The sequence below is a fragment of the Bradyrhizobium sp. 159 genome (assembly GCF_023073795.1).
Classification (GTDB): domain Bacteria; phylum Pseudomonadota; class Alphaproteobacteria; order Rhizobiales; family Xanthobacteraceae; genus Bradyrhizobium.
Map to the genome: position 1 here is coordinate 186,917 of NZ_JADPKE010000114.1, position 15,623 is coordinate 202,539.

Genomic DNA, 15,623 nt, shown 5'->3' on the forward strand with positions numbered 1-15,623 from the left:
GCACGTCCGCCGGGGTTGACGCCGCCTCTCGCAGCCGCGATATAGCAGGCTCAGCCCTGGGCCGCTCCCCCTATATCTGGCGTATACGAGGCAGATTGCCATGAAATCCTGGCGTAAGGCCGTCGTCGGAACGCAGGCGACCGTGGGCGAGGCCATTGCCGCCATCGAGAGCGGAAGCATCCAGATTGCACTGGTGCTAGACGACCAGAATCGGCTGCTCGGCGTTGTCACCGACGGTGACGTGAGGCGCGGGCTGCTGCGCGGCATCCCGCTGACCGGCCTTGCAACCGATATCATGAACCGAGCGCCGGTGTCGGTTCCTGCGACCCTGCCGCGCGAGGATCGCCTGCAATTGATGCGGCAGAGGTCGATCAAGCAGCTCCCGCTCGTCGACGAGGGCGGCCATTTGGTCGTGGTCGAGACGCTCGATGAGCTGCTCGAACCGCGCCATTATCCGAATCCTGTCCTGATCATGGCGGGCGGTCTCGGCGAGCGCTTGGGCGCGCTGACGCGCGAGGTACCGAAGCCGATGCTCAATGTCGGCGGCCGGCCGCTGCTCGAGACGATCGTCCGCAATGTCGTGCAGCAGGGCTTTGGCAACATCTTCATCTCGGTCAACTACAAGGCCGAGGCGATCAAGGACCATTTTGCTGATGGTAGCGCCTTCGGCGCCAATATCCAGTACGTGCACGAGACCGAGCGCCTGGGGACCGCAGGCGCGCTCGGACTGTTCCCGACGCCGCCGGCTTTGCCGACGATCGTCACCAACGGCGACATCCTCACCACGATCAACTACGGCGCTCTTCTCGACTTCCACAACGGAACACCGGCGGAAGCGACGATGGCCGTGCGCGAGCACAAGGTGCACGTGCCCTACGGCGTGGTCTCCACGTCAGACGGTTTTCTCGACGCCATCCGCGAGAAGCCGACCGAGAGCTGGTTCGTGAGTGCCGGCATCTATGTGGTCGGCAGTTCCGTCTTCAGCCATGTCGCGCCCGGCGTCAGGATCGATATGCCGACCGTGCTGGAGCGCGTTATCGCCAGCAAGGGGCGCGTCGCGGTCTATCCGATCCGTGAATATTGGCTCGACATTGGCCGCCTGGAGGATTTCGAGCAGGCGCATGCGGAGTTTCATGAGGTCTTCTCGTGACCTCGACAACCGCCGTCGTAGTTGGCCTCGGCTCGATCGGCACTAGGCATGCGCGCGTCCTGGGCGGGCTTGGGCTTCAGGTCGCGACCGTCAGCCGCCGCGAGGGCGGCGACTACGGATCAATCACGCAGGCGCTCGCGGCTGCGCATCCGGATTACGTGGTGATCGCCACCGAGACTGCGCGCCATGCAGACGACCTGCAAGAGCTCGCGCAAGCCGGCTTCCATGGCAAGGTGCTTGTCGAAAAGCCGCTATTTGCGACACCGGCATCGCCACCGAAATATCCGTTTGCCCATGTCAGCGTCGGATACAATCTGCGGTTCCATCCCGTGATGACGGCGCTCGCTGAGAGATTGCATGGGCGCGACGTGATCACGGTGGCCGCCTATGTCGGTCAAGACATCAGGGACTGGCGACCCGGCCGCGACCATCGTGCGACCGCATCCGCCACGGCTGAGGCCGGAGGCGGGGTGCTGCGGGATCTCAGCCACGAATTGGATTATCTCTTGTGGCTGTTCGGGCCGTGGCATCGCGTCGCCGCGCTGGGCGGCGCGTCTGGGGCGCGCGACCTTGACGTCGATGACCATCTCGACCTGCTGCTTGACATGCAGCGGGCGCCAGCGGTCCACGTCCATATGGACTATCTCGACCGCCAAGGCATCCGCCGCATTCGCGTCAACGTCGACGACGACACCATCGAGGCCGATTTGGTCGGCAGCCGCCTCTCGGTCAACGGCAAGACAACGGAGATCGCCTGCGAGCGCGACCAGAGCTACCGCAACATGCATATCGCCGGGATGCATGGCGCGAGCCCGGCCTGCTCGCTTGCCGAAGGGCTCGGCGTGGTGCATCTGATCGATGCTAGCGAGCGCGCGCTGCGCACCAAGACCTGGATATCGCCATGAGTCTGCTTTGCACCATGTGCGCGCGGGGCGGCTCGAAAGGGGTCGTCGGCAAGAACGCGCGCGATCTGCTGGGCAAACCCGTGCTCGCATGGAGCATCGAGCAGGCGCGCGAGACCGGCCTGTTCGACGCGATCGCCTTCAGCAGCGATTCGGACGCTCTGCTCGACGCAGCGCTTAAGGCCGGTGCAGACATCGCGGTCAGGCGCCCGGCTGAGATGGCGACGGATGCGGCGCCGAAGCTGCCGGCGATCCGCCATTGTCTCGAGCAGGCCATCGTACAAACGGGCAAGACACCGGAGATGTTCGTCGATCTCGACGTCACCTCCCCGCTCAGGCTTGCGTCGGACATTAGCGGTGCGGTGGCGCTGCTGCGCGAGAGCGGTGCCCGCAATGTCATTACCGGAGCGCCGGCGCGCCGGTCGCCCTATTTCAATTTGGTCGAGCAGCGCAGCGACGGCAGCGTCGGTCTTTCGAAATCTGCCAACCCTCCGATTACGCGTCGGCAGGATGCGCCGCGCTGCTTCGACATGAACGCGTCGATCTATGTCTGGCACGTCGCGCCATTCCTGGAGCAGCCCGCGGTGTTCTATCCGGATACGCGTCTGTTCGAAATGCCGGAAGAGCGCTCGATCGACATCGATTCCGATCTCGATTTTGCGCTGGTGGAACTGCTGCTGCGCCAACGATTGCCGGTCTGAGGAGCCTCAAACGATGACCACGAGCTTCAAGGCCCTGTTCGATCTGACCGGCCGCACGGCCGTCGTCACCGGCGGGTGCGGCATCCTCGGCCGCCGCTTCGTCGAAGGCCTCGCCGAGTTCGGCGCCAATGTCGCGATCGTCGATCTCGATCAGGTCGCGACCGATGCGGCAGCGGCCGACGTCGCCTCACGCCATGCCGTCCGCGCCAGAGGCTACGGCTGCGACATCACCAGCCCCGATGCAGTGCGCAACACGGCCGATGCGATCGAGGCCGGCCTTGGACCGGTTTCGATTCTTCTCAACAACGCCGCCAACAAGACTCGCGACATCGATGCCTTCTTCGCCCCGGTCGAGAGGTTCTCCCAGGAAACGTGGCGGGAGATCATGGCGGTCAACCTCGATGGCATGTTCAACGTCGCGCAGGTGTTCGGCGGGCGAATGGCCGAGCGCGGTTACGGTGCCATCGTGCAGACCGCCTCGATCTACGGCCTGATGGCGCCCGACCAGCGCATCTACGAAGGCTCCGAATATCTCGGCCGCGCCATCAACACGCCCGCGGTCTACACGGCGTCCAAAGCCGGTGTCATCGGCCTGACGAAGCACCTGGCGACCTACTGGGCGGCTAAAGGCGTTCGCGTCAATACGCTCACCCCGGGCGGCGTCGAGAGCGGGCAGAACGAGACCTTCAAGCAACGCTACAGCGCCCGCATTCCACTTGGCCGGATGGCCAAGCCCGACGAGATGGTCGGCGCGGTGCTGTTCCTGGTTTCCGATGCGGCTTCCTACGTCACCGGCCAGAACATCGCGGTCGACGGCGGCCTAAGCGCGTGGTGAACGGCGGAGCATGCTCAGACAATTGATCCGCAACACGCTGATATCCAGCGCAGCCTTCGGGATTGCGGCGGTGCTCGGCTTGGTCGTCATCCCCGTCATCATCCGCACTTGGGGCGTGACCGAGTTCGGCCTCATCGTGCTGGCCCGCATCCTGCTGCCGAGCGGCATGATGGGACTGCTCGATCTCGGCCTTTCCGAAGTCACGACGCAAGCGGTCGCGCGGGCGCGCGAGCATCGCAATTGGCGCGTCGCTGGCCAACAACTCGCGCTTCTCACCGCGATGGCCGCCGTCCTCGCAGGACTGCTCGCGGTCACGATCTGGATCAGCGCGCCATACCTGACCATCGCACTCCGCGTCGATACCGCTCACGCGGACAGGTTTGCGCAAATCTTGCGTTACACTGCGCTCGCCAACCTGGTGCTGATCCCCGCGCTGGTCTGGGAAGGCATCGTCAAGGGCTTTGAGCGCTACAATGTCCTGCGGCTGGCTGAGGTGAGCTCCACGATCGTCTACGTCGCCTGTACGATCTGGGCGGCCAACGCCGCAGCCTCATTCGAACTGGTGGCCTATATCTATCTCGCCAGCACCTTGATGCGCGCAGGTCTGGTGTTCACCGCGGCCTTCGTCGCCGTCGTGCGCAAGGTCAGGCTCGCGATGTGGGACGCGCCGATCCGGCACGAGCTGTTCCACCGCTGCGCGCTGTTCGCGCAGGGCAAGCTGACGGGCGGCTTGGCGCTGCCGATTCAGCCTTTCCTGGTCGGCCTCTTATTCGGGCCCAAGGGCGTCGGCGTGTACGACACCCTTGTCCGGCTGCCGCGGGTGTCCAAGATCGTCGTCGGCCTCCTGACGTCCGCCTTGTTGCCGGTGGCAAGCCGCTTGGACGAGCGCGGCAACGCTGCGGCGTTCCAACGGCTCGGTGAATTCGGCCTCATCATCCTGCCCATGTTCACGGTGCCGCCGCTGATGGCGGCCGCCATGCTGTCGCGCGAGATCATGCAGGTCTGGATCGGACCACAGATGGCTCCCTACGCCTTCTGGATGGGCCTGAGCTTCGTGGTGCCGATCTGCGCTCAGTACCTCGCCTTCGGCAACGTCATGTTCCTAACCCGCGCAGACGTGCAGTCCCGCCTGAACCGGCTCATGATCTATCAATTGGCGGTGTGGGCCGCGGTGGCGGTGGCGACGCTGCACTTGTTCGATGAACGAGCGCTGATCCTTGGCCAAGTGGTCGGGAACGCCGTCATTCTACCGTTGCAGATCGGGGTCGTGAGCCGCGGGTTGCAACTTGACTCCTACCGCCTCCTTAGAGCACTTCTCGCCCAGGCCGTCATTCTCATAGTCTTGGGCCTGCTGCTACTCGAGCTTGCAGACCATTTTGCAATCGACGGCTTCTGGAGGCTCGGGCTTGCGATCGCCGCGTTCTGCGCAGTGACCTGGGCCATACAGTATTTTCTCGTTCTGGAAGACCGCCAGCGGGCGATCTTCGTGGAACTTGGCCACCGCTTCGGCTGGGCGTCGACCTAGCTCGTCAATTTGCACCATGCGGGAGATCGATGAAAGCCTTGCTCGACACGAGGAGACGCAAACGGTGCGCATAGGCCTAGTGGTCGATCACCCCAAGCGCGACCTGCCGGGAGCAGTCATGCTTGGTTATCAGCTCGCACGGCGTGGCGCCGCAGTCACGCTGGTGCCGATGTACGAGCAGGCCGTTGATGTCCCGAGGCTGGGGCTGGACGCCCTGGTCGTCAATTACGCACGTCCCGTCAATCTCGACCTGATGCGGAGCTTTGCCAAGGCCGGACTCGCGCTGTACGTCCTCGATACCGAAGGCGGCGTGCTCGCGGAAAAGGGCGGCAACTCGCCACCGGCGATGGCCGCACATATCAAGGATAGCGGTTACGCCGACATCCTGGCGGGCTATTTCTTCTGGGGCAACCGGCTGCATGACGCCTTCCTGGCGGCCGGAACCATGCCTCCGGAGCATCTTCACCTCACCGGCTGCCCGCGCTTCGATTTTGCAGCCCCGCGCTGGCGCGCGCTGCTCGACGGCGAACCGCGCGGCTACGTGCTCGTCAACGCCAACTTCCCTCTGGTCAATTCACGCTTCACCGGCAAGCCGGGCGGCGAACGCGAGGCGATGGTGCGGGCCGGCTGGGACGGCCCCTATGTCGATCGCTTCATCGCGGACCTGAAGCAGGTCTTCGCCAACTATCTCACCGAGATCGACCGCCTCGCCACAGCGCGGCCTGACCGCAGCATTGTGGTGCGTCCGCATCCCTTCGAGAGCGAGGAGGTCTATCGCAACGCGCTCGCGCGCCACGCCAACGTCCTAATCGACGGCACCGGCAGCGTGCTCGACCGCATTCGCAATGCGGCGGCAGTCGTTCATCTCAACTGCGGCACCGCCGTCGAATCGGCATTGCTCGGAAAGCTGCCGCTCCAGCTCGAGTATTTGAACACGCCGATCACCGCCGGCCATGCTGCGCTACCCGCGCGGGTGAGCCGGAAAGTCGCCTCGTTCGATGAGCTGCTCGGCGTGATCGATCACATCGAGCGTGAGACCGAGACCTTCGATTTCGCTCGCGTTCACGCCGCCGATATCGAGGCGTTCTTCCATCTCAACGACGGGCAAGCCGCCGAACGCGTCGCCGACGTCCTGACCCGCGCAACGACTTCGCGCCGGCCATACCTCTCGCTGCTCGCAACCGTGAAGGGCACGCGCGCCAAGCCGAGCCTCGGCCAGGTCGTCAAGGGTGCCGCCAGCGCCGCGCTCGGCTCGGCCGTCACCGAGCGGCTGCGCAGCCAGTTCAATCCCGCCCGGCGCGACAAGCGGATCGAGCCGATCTTCGTCAGGACCCTGCTTCAACGCATCGCAACCCATGATCGTGCGAACCCGTCGCAATTTGCGGCAAGACGCGCGCATTGCGCGACGACGGGCCTGCCGCTCGCGAGCATTGCGATCGAACACACCAAATAGACTCATGACCACTGCAAAGACCATTCTCCTCACCACGCTTGCCGAATACCAGACCCGGTTCTGGATTCCGGTCGCGCAGCGGTTGCGCGCAGCCGGACATGACGTCGAACTGCTCGCCTTCGACGATCGCAGCGCCGAGATGTCGGTCGCCGAAGGCGTTCCGGTCACCAACATGTATCGCGAGGGTCTCAAGGCCGGCCCCTCGCCTGACGATCGCAAGGCGTTCGACGCGCGCGTGGCCTCTTACGGACTCGACGGGACCAATCTCCTGTTCAGCCATGAACGTTTCACCTTCGGCATCAACGATACCGCGGCGCTGCGCCGGCGTTTCATGATCTATGCCAATGCCATGGAGGCGCTGCTCGACCGGCTGGAGGCGCAGGAGCGACGCGCCGAACTGGTCCAAGAGCTCGGCGGCTTCCTTTCCGTCATCGCAAGCTTCTACGCCGCCAGGCGCCGGGGCATCCGCAACTGGTTCATCGAGCCGTCGTTCTTTCGCGGCCGGATGTATTTTACGCCGGACAGCTTTGCTGCGCCCGACGTGATGGCAAAGCCCGCCGATGCGGTGTCCGCCGAGGTCCGCGGCTATCTGGACGAGACGCTGACGCAGCGCGCGATCGTCATTCCCAAGAAGGATCAGCACCACTATTCGGCGGCGTTCAAGAAGGTCGTCAATTTACGCAATGCCCATCGTCTCGCCGAGAAGCTCTGGGACCAATTCGCGCTCGGCAAGCACCAGGAATTCGGACACAATCTGCGTCATGCCCGCGTGCACGCCGCGATGGCGCTCAACGCGACGCGGCTGCGCAAGCTTTACCGGCCGCTACCCGAAACACCCTTCGTCTACTATCCTTTCCATGTTCCGGCTGACATGGCGCTGACGCTGCGCTCGCCGGACTATCTCGACCAAGTTGCGACCGTCGACTTCCTGCTGCGCACCATCCCGGATTCGCACGTGCTCGTGGTGAAGGAACATCCAGCCCAGATCGGCGCCATCTCGGCCGCCCGCCTGCTCGAGCTCGCGCGCCGGTTCGACAATTTCGTGCTGCTGCCGCCGCAGACCAACAATTACACCGTGCTTAATCGCGCCGACGCCGTCGTCTCCGTCAACAGCAAGTCGGGTGCCGAGGCACTGCTGCTTGGCAAGCCGGTCGTGGTGATGGGCGATGCATTCTACCGCTCCTGTCCTCTGGTGCATGCGGTCGATCGACTGGCCGACGTGCCCGCGCGGCTGCGCCAAGCGCTCTCTACCGGGCCATTCGATCCCACCAAGGGTGCGCCCTATTTCGAGTCCGCCTGGCGCCGGTCTCATCCGGGCGAGCTCTATATCAGCGATCCCGAACTGCTCGACACGTTCGCGGCCTCCTTGCGCGCTGCAATGGCCGAACCGGCCCGTGTGAATTGAACGGACCCATCATGCCGCTCGTCTCGATCATCACACCGTCCTGGAACGTCGAAGGCCTGATCGAGGAGACGATCCGCTCGGTGCAGAGCCAGACATTCGCCGATTGGGAGCTCTTGATCGCCGACGACTGCTCGACCGACAACACGCCGGACATCATCGCGGCGATCGGCGCGCGCGATCCCCGCGTCAAGCTGATCCGGCAGGCCAAAAATGGCGGCCCGGCGCTCGCGCGCCAGGCATCGATCGATGCCGCGCAGGGCCGCTATCTCGCCTTCCTCGACAGCGACGATCTATGGCTCCCCGAAAAGCTCGAGCGGCAGCTCGCCTTCGCTAAGGCGAAGCAGGCCGCCCTCAGCTATACCGCTTTCCGCCGCATCAACGAGACCAACACGGTCACCGGACGGCTGATCGAGGTGCCGGCCTCGCTCAGCTATGGCCAGCTCCTGAAGAACACCGCGATCGCGACCCTGACCGCGATGGTCGACCGTGAGATCTCAGGTCCCATCACGATGAAGAACGAGGGCTACGATGATTTCTGCCTGTGGCTCTCGATCCTCAGGCGCGGCCGCACCGCATACGGTCTCAACGAGGACCTTGCCCGCTACCGCGTCAGGGGATTCTCGGTCTCCAGCCGCCCGGTGCGCTCGGCCAAATGGGTCTGGCAGATCTACCGCAACGTCGAACATCTCTCGCTGATCAGGTCGGTCTGGTGTTTTGCCCATTGGGGCGCGCGGGCCTGGCTGAAGCGGCGGGAATTCTAGCAAAGCCCGGCGCACAAGCGCCGCGTAGCCATCAGCCAGCCGGAAATGATCATTTCGGCCCGGACGGCGGCCCACTGGACTTTTGACGTATCATCACGCCAGAATGCAAGCCTATTGGCCTTTCCGCCCGTAGCCGATACCACTCTGCCGGCCTCACCGGACGAGTCCGCCCCCAAGATCCTCCTGGAACCCGATCATGCCGTTTGAAAGCTACAAGAACAGCCGCATCCTCGTGACCGGGGGCGCCGGCTTCATCGGATCGCATTTGTGCGAGCGACTGCTCGAAGCGGGGGCCGAGGTGGTGTCCGCGGACAATTATTTCACCGGCAGCCGGCGCAACATCGCCCATCTGATCGCCAATCCGCTGTTCGAGCCGGTCAGGCACGACGTCACCTTCCCGCTCTACATCGAGGTCGACGCGATTTTCAACCTGGCCTGCCCGGCCTCGCCGATCCACTACCAGCGTGACCCCGTACAGACCACCAAGACCTCGGTGCACGGCGCCATCAACATGCTCGGCCTCGCCAAGCGGCTGAAGGCGCGCATCTTCCAGGCCTCCACCAGCGAGGTCTATGGCGATCCGCTGATCCATCCGCAGACCGAGGACTATTGGGGTAATGTCAACCCGATCGGCATCCGCTCCTGCTACGACGAGGGCAAGCGCTGCGCCGAGACGCTGTTCTTCGACTACTGGCGTCAGCACGGCCTCCCGATCAAGGTCGCGCGCATCTTCAACACCTACGGCCCGCGCATGCAGCCCAACGACGGACGCGTGGTGTCGTCCTTCATCGTCCAGGCTCTCAAGGGCGAGCCGATCACCGTGTTCGGCGACGGCGGGCAGACCCGCTCCTTCTGCTATGTCGACGACCTCGTCGAGGCCATTACGCGGCTGATGGTGACACCGGAAGACGTCACCGGCCCAATTAACCTCGGCAACAACTCTGAGTTCACGATCCGTGAACTCGCCGAAAAGGTCATCAAACTCACGGGCTCGCGTTCCAAGCTGGTGTTCAACCCGCTGCCCCAAGACGACCCGCGGCAGCGCCAGCCCGACCTCGCCAAGGCGAAGGCGGCGCTGAACTGGGAGCCGAAGGTTGCGCTTGAAGATGGGCTGAAGGAGACGATCGCCTACTTCAAGCACTCGCTTCAACTGACCTGATTCCGCGCGCAGCTTTCATCTCCGCAGCGCGCTTTCGCAATAAGCGCGCTGCGATCGCAAAAATCATCATTCGATGCTCGCTACGAAAAGCGCGAAATCAACCCAATGCACAGTAGCCGGACCCGCCCATCAATGGCTTAACCACTGGCCCGAACGCGTTGCGGATTTTACGACGCAATTCGAGTCGTCGGGCAAAACAGGCGCACTATGTCAGCATGTCAATGGTGCGTCAGGCAGGAAGCTGCTGCCGTGGAGGCCGTTGAGAAGGCAGCCGGGCTGACGGGCACGTGGGCATCGTGATTCACGACCGCACACCGACGGAGGACGTGACCTCCGCACCAACCCAACCGGGCATAGGATGGTGCCTCTGTCGGGCTGGACTGACATTGAACATGAGACTATCCGCAGCCACCGGCGCTGCGCCGACGACGCCATCGCCATTGAGATCCTGCTGGAGTCGGCTCCAGTGCTTTGATGGGATCGGTCCCCACCACTTCGGGAGCCGCGGCCAGCGTCGTCACGAAATTGCCGTCGCTGTGCGCGCTCCAGACTGCCCTCGACGAATCCTTCCAGACCACGTCGCAGCCACCACCTGACACCTGCTCGGCGGCAATGACCGACCCTGTAGTGTAGTTGGCCGTGGTCACCACAATGCCTGCACTATTCAGCATAGGCCCGGCCGGTCGAGATGTTGTCCTGTTCACACCAAGGTCCGCAACAGATCGGGCGATCTCTTTCTGAACGTTATCCCGGCCAGCCCGCCTTCACTTCGCTACTGCACTTGCTAGTTTTCCTCCCTCAGCGTCGTAATCTTCCGCTAGCAGCCAGCAAGCGTCGACAGCGTGACACACACCGGCTCCCGCAAGCCCGTCGGCCTTCTGAGTGCGTCAATGTGCCTGCCGGTCAGGCCGCATCCTTCCAGTCAACGATCCGCCCGACACGTCTGATCGCCGCTTAGAGCTCCTCACAGACGGCAGGGATGATGATTACTAGACTGGCCGCCGCCTTGCCTTCTTGCGATCACTCTATGGACGGCTCGACGCGGATGGAACAAGTGCTCAGCTTCCAAGCTGCCGCAAACACCTGAGCCATGTGCCGGGCGCGAACCAATTCACGGTCATCATGCAGCACGTAACTTGGCGCATCATCGCTGTCGCCACGACGACGATCTCGCCGCGCCGACCGCAATCAGTCTTCATAGACTGCGAGATAGGCCTATGCTAACCACCTCAAAAATGTCCTCCCGATCTTCACTATGCTCCTGAGCTTCGCATGTTTGATCTTGATCGTTCGAAGAACGATACTGCGATAACGATTGACTTCCTTCGAGCTCTCGCTGCGCAACTGGTGTGCGTGGGCCATGCCCTGTCGTTTTTTTTGAACTGGCATCCGTCAAACCTGCCGTATATGCAGAACGTCGGTGTTCTCCTGTTCTTCCTAATTTCTGGCTTTCTGATCACACACACCTTGGTGCGCAAATCGAATAATCCGACTTATGGATTTACCCAATTTTTTATTGAGCGATTTTCGCGGATCTATTCTGGGCTTATTCCCGCCCTCTTACTTGTTGTACTTGTCGACGGAATAACGATCTATTGGGCCGGCGCTCCGGATATCGCACGCTACTATGATTTGCAGACCCTGCTCGCAAATCTCGGTATGCTGACCGGCTATCGTGGAGCTTTCGCGTCTTCGCTCGCGCACTCCGAATTTGGATCGGCCAGTCCTCTTTGGACTTTGGCGATCGAATGGCACATTTACATGTTCGTGGGCGCGACGTTTTTTGCGGCGACACGTCCGAAGTCCATTCCCTTTATGCTGCCACTGGCACTCATCTTCAGTTCAAATCCGATCCACTACGTTTTCGGATCCTATCAAGAGGATGGGGTGGGCTTTGGCTTGTTCATCCTCTGGCTCTTAGGCGCGCTGGTCTATTTCATCGGCCTAACATCTATACGCGAGCGCGCTCCCGCGGCGATCGTTGGAATCCTGGGATGCGTGGTCTTTGTCGCGATCACCCGTGGTGGCCACGAATACAATTTGATCTCATATTTTGCCCTGTTCGCAGCCTTCTTTGGGGTAACAGCTGCAACACAGTCCCTTCATCAGGTCACATCGACATCTTTGGTCAGATGCATCGGCTTTTTGGCAGATTATTCATATTCGCTGTACCTGATCCACTACACGCTGATGTATGCGCTTTGGGTCATTTTCCCGACCAGAGGCTTTGCGATGTTTGTCCTTGCAGTCACGGCGTCCAATGCAATCGCGGTTGGGCTCGCCGAAATTGGGGAAAAGCAGCACAGACGTCTGGCGAAGAGATTGATCGCGGCGACCAATTCCTCGTGGAGCAAGGTCGGCTCGCAACATGCTCGCTGACATTCGTCTAAGGGCTCTGAGGACGTCCTGACAAGCGGCTCTTCTGCGCATCGTCGGAAGTTCTCTTGCGGACCGTTCAAGCGTTCAAGCGAGCAAATGCCACTCTGCACTCGAAGAAGTCGCTCCTACTACGCCGTCGCCATTGAGATCCTGATGGAAGCTCGGTTCCAGCGATTTGAGGGTCGCGTTTGAGCCCGAGACGATGCCGCCTACTGCGTTGGAGACTACGTTGCCGTTCGCGTCGGTATTCCAGACCGTATACTGATCACTGCCTTGCAGATGCAGCGCGACTTCGTAGCCGCTGGCCGTCTGCTCCACTCCAGTAAAGTTCCAGCTGCCGAACTGACCCGCAGTTACCACCGCACCGGAGTATTTGAGCGCCGGGCCTGCCCCGCCGGGAACAGGGTTGAAGTAGAAATTATCTCCAGCCTGAACGAGACTCGTCGATCCCAACGTCTCTATCACCGCGGTGCCCGCTGAAGCCGAGCTCACTATGACGCCATCGCCATTGAGGTCCTGATGGAAACTCGGCTCGAGCGATTGGAGTGCAGAACTCGAACCCGAGACGATGCCTCCCACTGCGTTGGAGACCACGTTGCCGTTCGCGTCGGTGTTCCAGACCGTATACTGATCGCTTCCCGGCAGATGCAGCGCGACCTCGTAGCCGCTGGCCGTCTGCTCTACACCGGTAAAGGTCCAGCTGCCGAACTGGCCCGCCATTACCACAGAGCCGGAGTATTTGAGCGTCGGGCCCGTCCCGCCCGAAACAGGGTTGAAGTAGAAATTAACTCCAGCCTGAACGAGACTCGTCGATCCGAAGGATTCGATCACATTGGTGGGGACCCCAATGGTGCCATCTCCATTGAGATCCTGGTGGAAACTCGGCTCGAGCGATTGGAGTGCAGAACTCGAGCCCGATACGATGCCGCCCACCGCATTGGAGACCACGTTTCCGTTCGCGTCGGTGTTCCAGACCGTATACTGATCACCGCCCGGCAGATGTAGCGCGACTTCATAGCCGCTGCCGGTCTGTTCTGCGCCAATGAACGTCCAATTGCCGAACTGGCCGACCGTCACTACAGCACTAGAATATTTCAGCACGGGACCGGCTCCACCGGAGCTGGGGTTCAGATAGTAATTATTGCTCGTCAACACCAAGCTAGTCGCGCCGAGGGCTTCGATCACAGCGTCCGGAAGCCCAATCGTGGCATCGCCATTGAGATCCTGATGGAAGCTCGTCTCGAGCGCCTCGAAAACCTGACTGGTTCCTGACACGATGCCACCCACGGCATTGCCAACGACGTTGCCATTCGCATCCGTGTTCCAGACCGTATATTGATCGGCCCCGGGCAGGTGAAGCGCGACTTCGAAACCGCTACCGGTCTGTTCTGCCCCAACGAAAGTCCAACTGCCGAACTGACCGACCGTCACTGCAGCACCGGAATATTTCAGCACGGGGCCAATCCCGCCGGACGCGGGATCCAGATAGTAGTTGTTGTTGGCAACGACCAAGCTGGTGGCTCCGAAGGATTCAATCACAAGGGGTGTGAGCAAGCTCAAGAGAGCGGCACTCGATATCGTCGTGTCGGCAAACTGGAAATACTCCACGCCGTTGACGGTATCGGCACCGTCGGGAGAGCCGGAACGCTGGTCGCTAATCGTAAAGATTTGCGAACTGCTGTTGTAGGCGAAGCTATAGGTGGAGTGGTTGCCCGAATACACGGCCGTATCGCTGCCCGAGCCGCCACTGATGGTGTCGTTGCCCGTACCGCCGGTGATCGTGTCGTTGCCGCCCCCGCCGTTCAGCGCGTTGGCGATGGCGTTGCCCAAGATCGTGTCATTGCCAGAGCCGCCGATGGCGTTATCGATGTAGGAGCGCGCGTCGCCGTTATAGAGATAGGCGTTGTAGACATTGCCCGATGCGTAATGGCCGTCGCCGAGATAGGCCAGTTGGACGGAGGAGAATACCGACGACGCGCCGGGGTTAAGATTGATGCTCAGGTTCGTCGTGTAGTTCGACAGGTCGTAAGTATCGACGCCGCCCCCGTCCCAGACTGTCTCATAAATGCGATTGGCCGAACCGCCGACGCCGTCGCCCGGCGCGAGCTGCCCGACGCCATTGATGAACTCCTGCCCCGTGGTCGGGCTCCAGGTGTAGACCGTGTTGCTGCTCCGGGTCGTGAAGTTCGCGCCGTACATCGTCTGCAGCGCGAGGATGTCGTTGGCCATGTAGGTCTGCGGATATCCGTAGGCCTCATTGGTGTATCCGCTCGTGGTGGAAGCGCCGACATAGCTGCGATAGCTCATGACGGTATATTCGCTGTCGTCGTGCGCGGTCGGCACTGCGACGTTGGCCGGACCACCGGTCTCCTGGCTGTGCTTGAGGCCGACGGCATGGCCAAGCTCGTGGAGCGCGGTCGTGAAATAGTAGTTGCCAAGCTTGGCGAGCGAGTAGTTGTATTGAGTCCCGAACCAGATGTCGCCGCCGGAGGCATAATTGCCGGGATAGTAGGCGTAGGAGGTCGGATTGGCCGACGGCGACTGGGCGATCATGATGTCGGCGCCGTTCGTGCCTGCGTATTGGATATTGGCGTTGGTGTAGCCGTTGATCAATCCGATGGCGTAGTTGATCGCCGCCTGCATCTGGGTCGGCGCCGAGGCGAAGCCCGACGTGGTCGGCTCGCTGCTGCCGCCGGTGTACGGATTGGCGTAGTCGCTGGACGAATCCGGGAAACTATAGGTGATCGCGCCGGACCATTTGTAGCCCGACAGCAGACCATCGATATCGGTGTTGTTGGTCTTGGTGACCGTGACTGCGGTTGCCAAAGCGAATCTCCGAAGCAGCAAGCCCCGTCCGATTCGAGGCGTTAACGCATGATTAGCGAGACAGTTGAACGTTTGGTTTAATTGGGCAAGGGCACCCGGACTTCTTTTATAATGCGCCGTTAGCCATTAAATCCCGTACTCATACGGGCACAAGCAGGAACCTCAGTTCCATGCGGCACCCATGATTTGCAGGGGTTTCATGACACGACGCTCATTTGCGGCCGGACTGTTTGGCGCCCTGGCAGCGCTCGCCACATTCGATCATGCGCCCTTCGGAGGACTGCTCGTGATGGTAGAAAAGGCCAACGCGGAAGACGGCAGCAAGGCCGACCGCTCGCCCTCCATGCCAATGGCTCGCGATCCTGCCGTTGCGGTGGCCGAGGAATACGAAATCGCCCGCCGGGAAGGAACGCGGGAGGCGTTCGAACTCTTCATTGCGCGCCACGGCGATGACCCGTTGGCCGAGAAGGCGCGCGCCGAACTGAAGCGCCTGTCGCGCTGATCCCGTCACGCAGCGCAGCAAACCG

12 protein-coding genes are annotated in these 15,623 nt (G+C 61.9%); 11 read left to right on the top strand and 1 reads right to left on the bottom strand.

Features of this window, described 5'->3' with window-relative positions:
* Nucleotides 1-100 precede the first annotated feature (100 nt).
* The 10 genes from IVA96_RS34045 to IVA96_RS34090 all read left to right on the top strand — a co-directional run bounded on the left by IVA96_RS34045 (nucleotide 101) and on the right by IVA96_RS34090 (nucleotide 12,270).
* A complete protein-coding gene (locus IVA96_RS34045; protein ID WP_247334307.1) occupies nucleotides 101-1,150 on the top strand; it encodes a nucleotidyltransferase family protein in 1,050 nt (349 codons plus the stop codon).
* On the top strand, nucleotides 1,147-2,055 hold the full coding sequence (locus tag IVA96_RS34050) for a Gfo/Idh/MocA family oxidoreductase (RefSeq protein WP_247334305.1): 909 nt from the start codon (nucleotides 1,147-1,149) through the stop codon (nucleotides 2,053-2,055). The genes IVA96_RS34045 and IVA96_RS34050 overlap by 4 nt, the downstream gene beginning before the upstream one ends.
* A complete protein-coding gene (locus IVA96_RS34055; RefSeq protein ID WP_247422065.1) occupies nucleotides 2,052-2,753 on the top strand; it encodes an acylneuraminate cytidylyltransferase family protein in 702 nt (233 codons plus the stop codon). The genes IVA96_RS34050 and IVA96_RS34055 overlap by 4 nt, the downstream gene beginning before the upstream one ends.
* 13 nt (nucleotides 2,754-2,766) lie before the next feature.
* A complete protein-coding gene (locus IVA96_RS34060) occupies nucleotides 2,767-3,588 on the top strand; it encodes an SDR family oxidoreductase (RefSeq protein WP_247422067.1) in 822 nt (273 codons plus the stop codon).
* 10 nt (nucleotides 3,589-3,598) lie between these two features.
* Nucleotides 3,599-5,113, top strand: a complete 1,515-nt coding sequence (locus tag IVA96_RS34065; protein WP_247422069.1) for a hypothetical protein — start codon at nucleotides 3,599-3,601, stop codon at nucleotides 5,111-5,113.
* A 64-nt stretch (nucleotides 5,114-5,177) separates the two neighbouring features.
* Complete coding sequence (locus tag IVA96_RS34070; RefSeq protein WP_247422071.1) at nucleotides 5,178-6,566, top strand: surface carbohydrate biosynthesis protein; 1,389 nt, start codon at nucleotides 5,178-5,180, stop codon at nucleotides 6,564-6,566.
* A 4-nt stretch (nucleotides 6,567-6,570) separates the two neighbouring features.
* Nucleotides 6,571-7,971 carry a capsule biosynthesis protein gene (locus IVA96_RS34075; protein ID WP_247422073.1) on the top strand — a complete coding sequence of 467 codons (1,401 nt, stop codon included), beginning with the start codon at nucleotides 6,571-6,573 and terminating at the stop codon, nucleotides 7,969-7,971.
* An 11-nt stretch (nucleotides 7,972-7,982) separates the two neighbouring features.
* The gene (locus IVA96_RS34080; RefSeq protein WP_247334297.1) at nucleotides 7,983-8,732 is read left to right on the top strand and encodes a glycosyltransferase family 2 protein; all 750 of its coding nucleotides are present in this window, start codon (nucleotides 7,983-7,985) and stop codon (nucleotides 8,730-8,732) included.
* A 196-nt stretch (nucleotides 8,733-8,928) separates the two neighbouring features.
* Nucleotides 8,929-9,891, top strand: coding sequence for a UDP-glucuronic acid decarboxylase family protein (locus IVA96_RS34085; protein WP_247422075.1), 963 nt, complete (start codon nucleotides 8,929-8,931; stop codon nucleotides 9,889-9,891).
* 1,272 nt (nucleotides 9,892-11,163) lie between these two features.
* The gene (locus IVA96_RS34090) at nucleotides 11,164-12,270 is read left to right on the top strand and encodes an acyltransferase (protein ID WP_247422077.1); all 1,107 of its coding nucleotides are present in this window, start codon (nucleotides 11,164-11,166) and stop codon (nucleotides 12,268-12,270) included.
* 84 nt (nucleotides 12,271-12,354) lie between these two features.
* Here the strand turns inward: IVA96_RS34090 and IVA96_RS34095 are convergent, their stop codons facing one another.
* The gene (locus IVA96_RS34095; RefSeq protein ID WP_247422080.1) at nucleotides 12,355-15,096 is read right to left on the bottom strand and encodes a M10 family metallopeptidase C-terminal domain-containing protein; all 2,742 of its coding nucleotides are present in this window, start codon (nucleotides 15,094-15,096) and stop codon (nucleotides 12,355-12,357) included.
* A 199-nt stretch (nucleotides 15,097-15,295) separates the two neighbouring features.
* On the opposite strand from IVA96_RS34095, the gene IVA96_RS34100 reads away from it, so the two are divergent.
* The gene (locus IVA96_RS34100) at nucleotides 15,296-15,598 is read left to right on the top strand and encodes a hypothetical protein (RefSeq protein ID WP_247422082.1); all 303 of its coding nucleotides are present in this window, start codon (nucleotides 15,296-15,298) and stop codon (nucleotides 15,596-15,598) included.
* Nucleotides 15,599-15,623: the final 25 nt, after the last annotated feature.

Bases quoted from the DNA above. Each gene is read 5' to 3' on its own strand.
- IVA96_RS34080 (WP_247334297.1), top strand. From the start codon at position 7,983: ATGCCGCTCGTCTCGATCATCACACCGTCCTGGAACGTCGAAGGCCTG.
- IVA96_RS34100 (WP_247422082.1), top strand. From the start codon at position 15,296: ATGACACGACGCTCATTTGCGGCCGGACTGTTTGGCGCCCTGGCAGCG.
- IVA96_RS34065 (WP_247422069.1), top strand. From the start codon at position 3,599: ATGCTCAGACAATTGATCCGCAACACGCTGATATCCAGCGCAGCCTTC.
- IVA96_RS34060 (WP_247422067.1), top strand. From the start codon at position 2,767: ATGACCACGAGCTTCAAGGCCCTGTTCGATCTGACCGGCCGCACGGCC.
- IVA96_RS34045 (WP_247334307.1), top strand. From the start codon at position 101: ATGAAATCCTGGCGTAAGGCCGTCGTCGGAACGCAGGCGACCGTGGGC.
- IVA96_RS34090 (WP_247422077.1), top strand. From the start codon at position 11,164: ATGTTTGATCTTGATCGTTCGAAGAACGATACTGCGATAACGATTGAC.
- IVA96_RS34055 (WP_247422065.1), top strand. From the start codon at position 2,052: ATGAGTCTGCTTTGCACCATGTGCGCGCGGGGCGGCTCGAAAGGGGTC.
- IVA96_RS34085 (WP_247422075.1), top strand. From the start codon at position 8,929: ATGCCGTTTGAAAGCTACAAGAACAGCCGCATCCTCGTGACCGGGGGC.
- IVA96_RS34075 (WP_247422073.1), top strand. From the start codon at position 6,571: ATGACCACTGCAAAGACCATTCTCCTCACCACGCTTGCCGAATACCAG.